The sequence below is a fragment of the Sphingomonas sp. genome (genome assembly GCF_019746015.1).
Lineage (GTDB): Bacteria > Pseudomonadota > Alphaproteobacteria > Sphingomonadales > Sphingomonadaceae > Sphingomonas.
The window spans coordinates 1-8678 of sequence record NZ_JAIESM010000049.1; the positions used below are offsets into that span (position 1 = coordinate 1).

General features: G+C 66.8%; 9 protein-coding genes and 1 pseudogene. All 10 read right to left on the bottom strand.

Annotated elements, in window-relative coordinates:
- Positions 1–68 (bottom strand): annotated as a pseudogene (locus K2Y03_RS07635) (translation initiation factor IF-1); the annotation flags it as partial.
- 148 nt (positions 69–216) lie between these two features.
- Positions 217–2523 carry a polyribonucleotide nucleotidyltransferase gene (gene pnp / locus K2Y03_RS07640; protein WP_294089703.1) on the bottom strand — a complete coding sequence of 769 codons (2307 nt, stop codon included), beginning with the start codon at positions 2521–2523 and terminating at the stop codon, positions 217–219.
- A 256-nt stretch (positions 2524–2779) separates the two neighbouring features.
- Positions 2780–3049, bottom strand: coding sequence for a 30S ribosomal protein S15 (gene rpsO, locus K2Y03_RS07645; protein WP_294089705.1), 270 nt, complete (start codon positions 3047–3049; stop codon positions 2780–2782).
- 16 nt (positions 3050–3065) lie between these two features.
- Positions 3066–4067: a tRNA pseudouridine(55) synthase TruB gene (truB, locus tag K2Y03_RS07650; RefSeq protein ID WP_294089706.1), complete on the bottom strand. Its 1002-nt coding sequence runs from the start codon at positions 4065–4067 to the stop codon at positions 3066–3068.
- A gap of 5 nt (positions 4068–4072) precedes the next feature.
- On the bottom strand, positions 4073–4651 hold the full coding sequence (locus tag K2Y03_RS07655) for a thymidine kinase (RefSeq protein ID WP_294089707.1): 579 nt from the start codon (positions 4649–4651) through the stop codon (positions 4073–4075).
- The gene (locus K2Y03_RS07660; protein ID WP_294089709.1) at positions 4652–5254 is read right to left on the bottom strand and encodes a hypothetical protein; all 603 of its coding nucleotides are present in this window, start codon (positions 5252–5254) and stop codon (positions 4652–4654) included.
- Positions 5255–5468: 214 nt separating this feature from the next.
- Positions 5469–5858, bottom strand: coding sequence for a type II toxin-antitoxin system VapC family toxin (locus tag K2Y03_RS07665; RefSeq protein WP_294089715.1), 390 nt, complete (start codon positions 5856–5858; stop codon positions 5469–5471).
- On the bottom strand, positions 5855–6136 hold the full coding sequence (locus K2Y03_RS07670) for an AbrB/MazE/SpoVT family DNA-binding domain-containing protein (RefSeq protein WP_294089710.1): 282 nt from the start codon (positions 6134–6136) through the stop codon (positions 5855–5857). The genes K2Y03_RS07665 and K2Y03_RS07670 overlap by 4 nt, the downstream gene beginning before the upstream one ends.
- Positions 6137–6167: 31 nt before the next feature.
- The gene (gene rbfA, locus K2Y03_RS07675) at positions 6168–6566 is read right to left on the bottom strand and encodes a 30S ribosome-binding factor RbfA (protein ID WP_294089712.1); all 399 of its coding nucleotides are present in this window, start codon (positions 6564–6566) and stop codon (positions 6168–6170) included.
- Between the two features lie 125 nt (positions 6567–6691).
- Positions 6692–8678: translation initiation factor IF-2 (gene infB / locus K2Y03_RS07680; RefSeq protein WP_294089713.1), on the bottom strand; the 1987-nt coding region annotated here is incomplete at its 5' end.

Genomic DNA, 8678 nt, shown 5'->3' on the forward strand with positions numbered 1-8678 from the left:
CGGAACATGGCATTGGGCAGCAATTCCACCACCGTGCCGCGCATTTCGAGCAATTCTTCCTTGGCCAAACAACCCTCGTCGCAAACAACGCAAACCGGCGCGCGCATAGCGCAGCCGGCCGCAAAAGGAAAGCGGGCGTCAGGGGCGACGCCCGCCGGTGCCGGCGCCGGCGGCGGGCATCTCCCCGCCGCCGGTGCCGGCACATCGCGGCAACGCTTAGTCGCGCTCGCCGGTCAGGAAGGCGGGGGCGAATTCCGCCTCGGGTGCGTCGCCGCCCTCGCGGCGCGGACCACGGCCCTCGCGGCGACGGCCACCGCCCTCGCCCCGCTCGCCCCGGTCGCGGCCACCACGGCCACGATCACCCCGGTCACCCCGGTCGCTGCGCTCACCGCGCTCGCGCGGTTCGCGTGCGGGGCGGGTGTCTTCCAGCTCGGCGCCGGTTTCCTGATCGACGACGCGCATCGACAGGCGCACCTTGCCGCGCTGGTCGATTTCCAGCACCTTGACCTTCACTTCCTGGCCTTCGCTCAGGACGTCGGCGACCTTTTCGACCCGCTCATTCTTGATTTCGGAGACGTGGACGAGGCCGTCCTTGCCGCCCATGAAGTTCACGAACGCGCCGAAATCGACCAGATTGACCACCTTTCCGGTGTAGATCTTGCCGACCTCGGGCTCCTCGACGATGCCCTTGATCCAGTTGATCGCGGCTTCGATCTGCGCATGGTCGGACGAGGAGACCTTGATCACGCCCTCGTCGTCGATGTCGACCTTGGCGCCGGTGGTGGCAACGATCTCGCGGATCACCTTGCCACCGGTGCCGATCACGTCGCGGATCTTCGACTTGTCGATGGTGAAGGTTTCGATGCGCGGCGCATGCGCCGACAGCTCGGTGCGGGTTTCGCCCAGCGCCTTCGCCATTTCACCCAGAATATGCGCACGGCCTTCCTTGGCCTGCGCCAGTGCCACGGTCATGATCTCTTCGGTGATGCCGGCGATCTTGATGTCCATCTGCAGCGAGGTGATGCCCTCGCTGGTGCCGGCGACCTTGAAGTCCATGTCGCCCAGATGATCCTCGTCGCCCAGGATGTCACTGAGCACCGCGAACTCCTTGCCTTCCAGGATCAGGCCCATGGCGATGCCGCTGACCGGCCGCTTGATCGGCACGCCCGCGTCCATCAGGCTCAGCGAGCCGCCGCACACCGTCGCCATCGACGACGAGCCGTTCGACTCGGTGATGTCGCTGGTCACGCGGATGGTGTAGGGGAACTCCTCCTTCGACGGCAGCACCGCGTGCAGCGCGCGCCAGGCGAGCTTGCCATGGCCGATGTCGCGCCGGCTGGGCGCGCCGAAGCGGCCGACTTCACCCACCGAATAGGGCGGGAAGTTATAGTGCAGCATGAAATGCTGGTAGCTGAGGCCGTTCAGCCCATCGATCATCTGCTCGGCATCCTTGGTGCCCAGCGTCGTGGTGGCGATGGTCTGCGTCTCGCCGCGGGTGAACAGGGCGGAGCCATGCGCGCGCGGCAGGAAGTGCACCTCGGCCTCGATCGGGCGGATCTGGGTGGTGGTGCGGCCGTCGATGCGGCGCCCCTCCTTCAGGATCGCACCGCGCACGATCTCGGCTTCCAGCTTCTTCACGAGCTTGATCGCCGCCATCTGCTCCTGCGGCGTCTTGTCGGCCATGGCCGCCTTCGCCTTGGCGCGGGCCGCGTTCAGCATGTCGGCCCGGTCGGACTTGAGCGTGGTCTTGTAGGCTGCGGCAATATCGTCGCCGATCAGCGCCTTCAGCTCGGCCTTAACCGCCGCCGCATCATCGGCGACCTTCAGCTCCCACGGGTCCTTGGCGGCCTGTTCAGCGAGGTCGATGATCGCGTTGATCACCTGGCGGCTGGCCTTGTGCGCGAACATCACCGCGCCCAGCATCACCTCTTCCGACAGTTCCTTGGCTTCGGATTCGACCATCATCACCGCGTCGCCGGTGGCGGCAACGACCAGGTCGAGCAGGCCGGCTTCGACCTGCGTGTCCGACGGGTTGAGCACATACTCGCCATCCTGATAGCCGACGCGGGCAGCGCCGATCGGCCCCATGAACGGCACGCCCGACAGCGTGAGCGCGGCCGAGGCGGCAATCATGGCGAGCACGTCGGGCTCATTTTCGCCGTCATAGCTCATCACCTGAGCGATAACGTTGATTTCGTTATAGAAACCTTCGGGGAACAGCGGGCGCACGGGCCGGTCGATCAGCCGCGAGATCAGCGTCTCGCGCTCGGTGGCGCCGCGCTCGCGCTTGAAAAAGCCGCCGGGAATGCGGCCGGCGGCGGAGAATTTTTCCTGATAGTGAACGGTGAGCGGGAAGAAATCCTGCCCTTCCTTCACGCTCTTGGCGGCGGTGACGGCGCACAGCACCACGGTTTCGCCCAGCGTCGCGATAACGGCGCCATCGGCCTGGCGGGCAACCTTGCCCGTTTCGAGCGTCAGCGTCTTGCCGCCCCACTCGATCGATACGGTCTTCTTGTCGAACATCTGTTTTCCTTCCACCCGGCGGCCCGATGCCGGCCGGGGCCTGTGAGCGCGCTGTCCGGCGCGCGCGGTCTTGGGCCGTTTGCTTGGCCCATGGGGCAGTGCCGGATTGCACCGTCCCGGTCGTCCACCCCGGCATTGGGCCTGGGGCTTATGCGAATGCCGGGCGGTGTGGTTGCACCTGGCCCGGCGGTTATGCGGCGGGCCTGCGCCCCCCGGATTGGAAAAAGGGCGACCCCAGATGGGGCCGCCCCGTTGCTTATTTGCGAAGCCCGAGCTTGGCGATCAGGTCGGTATAACGCTGGCCGTCACTCTTGCGCAGATAGTCCAGCAGCGACCGACGCTTGTTGACCAGCATCAGCAGGCCGCGGCGCGAGTGATTGTCCTTGGCGTGCGTCTTGAAATGCTGGGTCAGGTTCTGGATGCGCTCCGTCAGGATCGCGACCTGCACTTCGGGGCTGCCGGTGTCGCCCTCGACGCGGGCATGTTCCTTGATCAGCGCTTCCTTGCGCTCGGCGGTAATCGACATTGGTCTTCCCTCGGTATCAGGACAGGTTGAAGCCGCGCACCACCCGGACTTCTCCGGCGAAAAGCTCGACCAGCGCGACGGGTACATCCCCAAGTTGCGCAAGGTGCAGGCCATTGGCGGCGGCGATCCCGGTCAACACGCGCCCCTGGCGGAGCGCCTCTGCCTGACCGGGGGCGAGGGAGAGAGCCGGGATACCGTCCAGCCCTGCCCTCAACGGCAGAAGTAGGTCTTCAAGCCCGCGCCGTTGCCCGAAATCGGCGAGTTTGTCCAGCGTTATTGCGTGCGCCAGGTCGAACGGCCCGGCGCGGGTGCGGCGCAGCATGGTGACATGGCCAACGGTGCCCAGCGCGCGCGCAATGTCGCGCGCCAGGCTGCGGATATAGGTGCCCTTGGAGACGGTCGCGGTGAGGGTGACGGCATCCAGCTCCTCCCCGGCACGGGGAGGGGGACCATCGGCGAAGCCGATGGTGGAGGGGGCGGTGAGCGGCGCGGCACCGCGATCCGCAACCCCCTCCGTCAGCCCTGCGGGCTGCCACCTCCCCGTCCCGGGGAGGATCTGCAAGCGATGCACCTCCACCGCGCGGCTCGCAAGGGCCACAGTCTCGCCGGCGCGGGCGCGGTCATAGGCGCGCTCGCCATCCACTTTCAGCGCCGAATAAGCGGGCGGCACCTGCTCGATGGGGCCGGTGAAGCGCGGCAGCACCGCCTCGACCTGCGCCAGGGTCGGCCGCACATCGCTGGTCGCCACGGCCCGCCCCTCGGCATCGAGCGTATCGGTCTCCACCCCGAAGCCGATGGTGAAATCATAGCATTTGGTCGCGTCGAGCAGCCGCCCGGCCAGCTTCGTCGCCTCCCCCAGCGCCACCGGCAGCACGCCGGAGGCAAGCGGATCGAGCGTGCCGCCATGCCCCACTTTCACCCGCGGATAGCCACCGGCACGCAGCGCGCGCTTGACCGCGCTCACCGCTTGCGTCGAGCCCAGCCCCACGGGCTTGTCCAGAATCAGCCAGCCATGCACGCGGGCTACTTAGCGGCCGCGCGGCGCTGATTGAAATGCTTGCGGCACAGCGGCACATAGCGGTCATTGCCGCCAATCTCGGTCTGCGCGCCATCGGCCACCGCGCGGCCCTGCGCATCGACGCGCAGGTTCATCGTCGCCTTGGCGCCGCATTCGCACACCGATTTCAGCTCGACCAGCGCGTCCGCAATCGCCAGCAGCCGCGCTGAACCGGGGAACAGATCGCCCCGGAAATCGGTGCGCAGGCCGTAGGCCAGCACCGGCACGCGCGCCTCATCCGCCAGCCGCGCGAGCTGATCGACCTGCGCCGCCGACAGGAACTGCGCCTCGTCCACCAGCACGCAAGCAATCGGGCCGTCCTGCGCCAGAACGCTTGCGTGCAGATCGGTCTCAGCATCGAAGCCGATCGCCTGCCGCGCCAGGCCGATGCGCGAGCCGATCGTCCCCGCGCCGCTCCTCGTATCGATCGCGGCGGTGAACAGCACCGTCTTCATGCCCCGCTCGCGATAGTTGAAATCGGCCTGGAGCAAGGTGGTCGATTTGCCCGCGTTCATCGACGCATAGTAGAAATAGAGCTTGGCCATTCAGGCGATCCAAGTGTGCACGATACCGACCAATCGCCAACGCCGATCACGATATTCGAGCGCAAAAATCCGACCGGAGCCGCATTCACCGCCGCAAGAGCTGCCTCGGTCGACGAACGCGTAATTTTCCGCATAGGCCGGCTCGTTGAACCAGTCGAACGCATCGCATTGCTTGGGCCATGGCTTACCGGGCGAGTCCGTTGCATTATCAGGTGAAGCTTTCTGGAGCGCCTTAGCCGATGCGTCCGCGAGCCGATGTTCGGTCTCTGGCGGCACCGGCCCCAATCCGCCAGTCGATGCCGGCGTCATCCAGCCGGTGATGCCGCGCACACGCCCAGCGCGGGTCGCCGCTGCCCTTGGGCTGTTCAGGCTCCAGCGCATGTCCGCCAAGCTTGGCTCGGGTCGATGCAGATCAATGCAGGCGCCCAAGCTTTGAAGCCGGGCAGCGCGGTGAATGGGCGACTCGTCGGGCCAGTCGCCGCTTGCCACCAGCGCCGCCAGCAAGTCGGCATCTGTCAAACGCGGCGGCAGCGCCTTGTCCCGGAAAGCCGCCGATGGCGCCTGCTGGCAGCCCGCAACCATAGATGTTGCCAGCAGCATCACGGCAGCCAGAACGCGCGGCAAGGGCGATTGCCGGTGCGCCGTCATAGCGGCTGGGATGTGGGCCGAAACTGGGCTGGACCGATCATGGGACAATGGTTGTGGAAGTCGCAGCCCGCGTCAATCTTGCGGAAGATTCCGCGCCACATGCGGCGCGCGCAGCAGCTGGTCGATTTGCCCGCGTTCATCGACGCATAGTAGAAATAGAGCTTGGCCATCAGCTGAACGTCTCGATCTGGACGGGGGTGTCGGGGCCCGCGGCGCGGGCCAGCCGTCGGTCGAAGGTCACCAGCCGCTCGGCCGGCGGGGCGAGGGCCAGATGGATGAGATCGGAAAAATCGGCGCCCGCCCGGTATCGCGTCACCGCCCAGCCGGCATGCAGCGGGGCCTGGGCAAGCGTGGGAAGATCGAGAACCTGCTCGAACGCATCGGCAATCCGGTCGCGCGGCCATCGATAGGTGGAACGCAGCACCCATTCGGTTTCGAGCAGGACCGAGGCGAGCAAGACCCAGGGCGCTTCGAGCACGGTCTGCGCCGCCCGCGACTGGGCGGCATCGTCAAGCACCAGCGCGCGGACCAGAATATTGGTGTCGACGGCGACGCTCAGATATCGTCCCTCGGCCGTTCGGCGAACATCTGGTCGATGGCGCGGTCCATCTCCTCAATCGCCACCGGCGGCCCGGCCCAGGGCGGCGCGATTTCGCGCAGGCGTGCGAAAATCTCGCCCGTCGTGCGCCCGCTTTTCGGCTGGGCAACGGTGAGCAGCACGCCGTTCATGGTCTGCTGCACGTCGAGCACCTGCCCGGTTTTCAGCCCCAGCGCGTCGCGCACATCCTTGGGGATGACGACCTGCCCCTTGGCGGAAAGAATGGTCTTGGCGTTCATGCCGGTAGGATAGGTCTTACCGGGGCCATGGTCAATCGGGCTCGCCGGGCAGATCCCGCGCCACATGCGGCGCGCGCAGCAGCTGGTCGATGCGGCCGCCTTCGTCAAAGCTTTCGTCGAGCAGGAATTTCAGCCGGGCGGCATATTTCAGGTTCACCCGCCGCGCGACCTCGCTCTGCAGATAGGCGGTGTTGGTGCGCAACGCCTTCAGTACCGCCTCCTCGTCCCGGCCGAGCAGCGGCTTCACGAACACGGTCGCGTGCTTCAGATCGGGCGACAGGCGCACCTCGGTAATGGTGACGAGATACTTGGTCAGCGTCTCGTCATGCACATCGCCGCGCGCCAGGATTTCAGACAGCGCATGCCGCACCTGTTCGCCCACGCGCAGCGTGCGGACGGAGCGGGTTTCGGGGGTTTCGGTGGAGCGCATCAGAACTTCCTCCCCTCCCGCCTGCGGGAGGGGCCGGGGGTGGGCACCCGGCCTCGGCCTAAGTCAACGGTCATCGCGGGGGCCCACCCCCCGAACCCCCTCCCGCCGGCGGGGGAGGGAGTTCATCACAACGTCCGCTGGCGCAGTTCGACCTCGAACGTCTCCAGGAAGTCGCCGGGCTTGATGTCGGTGTGGCTGAGGAAGGTCACGCCGCATTCCAGCCCCGCACGCACTTCGGCCACATCGTCCTTGAAGCGGCGGAGCGAGGCGATCTCGCCATTGTAGATGATCACGTCATTGCGGGTGATGCGCGCCTTCAGCGCCTTGCGGATAAAGCCTTCCACCACCAGCAGGCCGGCGGCGCGGCCATGCTTGCCGGCCGGGAACACTTCGCGGATTTCGGCGCGGCCGACCACCGTTTCGAACGCTTCCGGCCCCAGCTCGCCCGCCATGCCGGCGCGGATTTCGTCGATCAGGTCATAGATGATGTCGTAATATTTCAGCGCGACCTTCTGCCGTTCGGCAATCTCGCGCGCCTTGGCATTGGCGCGCACGTTGAAGCCGATGATCGGCGCGCCGCTCGCGCCCGCCAGCGTCACATCGCTTTCGGTGATGCCGCCGACGCCCGAATGGAGCACGCGGGCGCGGATATCGTCGGTGCCGATCTTGTTGATCGAATGGACGATCGCCTCGACCGAGCCTTGCGTGTCGGCCTTCACCACCACCGGATATTCGATGGCCTGCTTTTCCTTCAGCGCCGAGAACATCGATTCAAGGCTCGCCGGCGCCTGGGTGGTGCGCTTGGCGGTCAGCACGCCGCGGCGATAGGCCGCCACTTCGCGGGCGCGCGCCTCATTTTCCACCACCTGCAGCGGATCGCCGGCCATCGGCACGCCCGACAGGCCCAGCACTTCCACCGGCATGGCGGGGCCGGCCTCCTTCACCTGGCGACCCTTGTCGTCGACGAGGGCGCGCACCTTGCCGCTTTCGGCGCCGACGACGAACACGTCGCCCACCTTCAGCGTGCCGCGATTGACGAGGATCGTCGCCACCGGGCCACGGCCCTTGTCCAGCTGCGCCTCGATCACGGTGCCCTCGGCCATCCGCTCGGGGTTGGCCTTCAGCTCCATCAGTTCGGCCTGGAGCTGGATCTTCTCGATCAGGTCATCAAGGCCGGTCTTCTTCAGCGCCGACACCTCGACATCCTGCACGTCGCCCGACAGCTCCTCGACGATCACGTCATACTGGAGCAGCGCCTCGCGCACCTTTTGCGGGTTGGCCTCGGGCTTGTCGATCTTGTTGATGGCCACGATCATCGGCACGCCGGCCGCCTTGGTGTGGCTGATCGCCTCCACCGTCTGCGGCTTCAGCCCGTCGTCGGCCGCCACCACCAGCACGACGATGTCGGTGACGTTCGCCCCGCGCGCGCGCATTTCGGTGAAGGCTTCGTGGCCCGGCGTGTCGAGGAAGGTGATCTTCGACTTGTCCTTCAGCGTGACCTGATAGGCGCCGATATGCTGGGTGATGCCGCCGGCCTCGCCCTTCACCACATCGGTGCCGCGCAAAGCGTCGAGCAGGCTGGTCTTGCCATGGTCGACATGGCCCATGATGGTGACCACCGGCGCACGCGGAAGCAGCAGATCGTCGGGATCGCTGTCGGCATCGGACGCCAGGTCGATATCGGCGTCGCTCACCCGCTTCACATTATGGCCGAATTCGGTGACGAGCAGTTCGGCCGTGTCCTGGTCGATCGTCTGGTTGACGGTCACCATCATGCCCATCTTGAATAGCGCCTTCACCAGGTCGGCGCCCTTCTCCGCCATGCGGTTGGCCAGTTCCTGAACGGTGATCGCCTCGGGCACGACCACGTCGCGCACCTGCTTGGGCTGCACGTCGCGCGGGCCGAAATGGCGCTTTTCCTTCTCGCGCGCACGCTTCAGCGCCGCGAGCGAGCGGGCACGCGCGCCGCCATCGTCGCTGAGCGCGCGATTGACGGTCAGCTTGCCCGACTGGCGCCGGTCATCCTGGCTCTTGCGGTCACGCGCCGGGCGCGCCGGCGCGTCCGATTGCGGGCGGCGCGCAGGGGCCGCCGCGCCACCGCCGGCGGGGGCG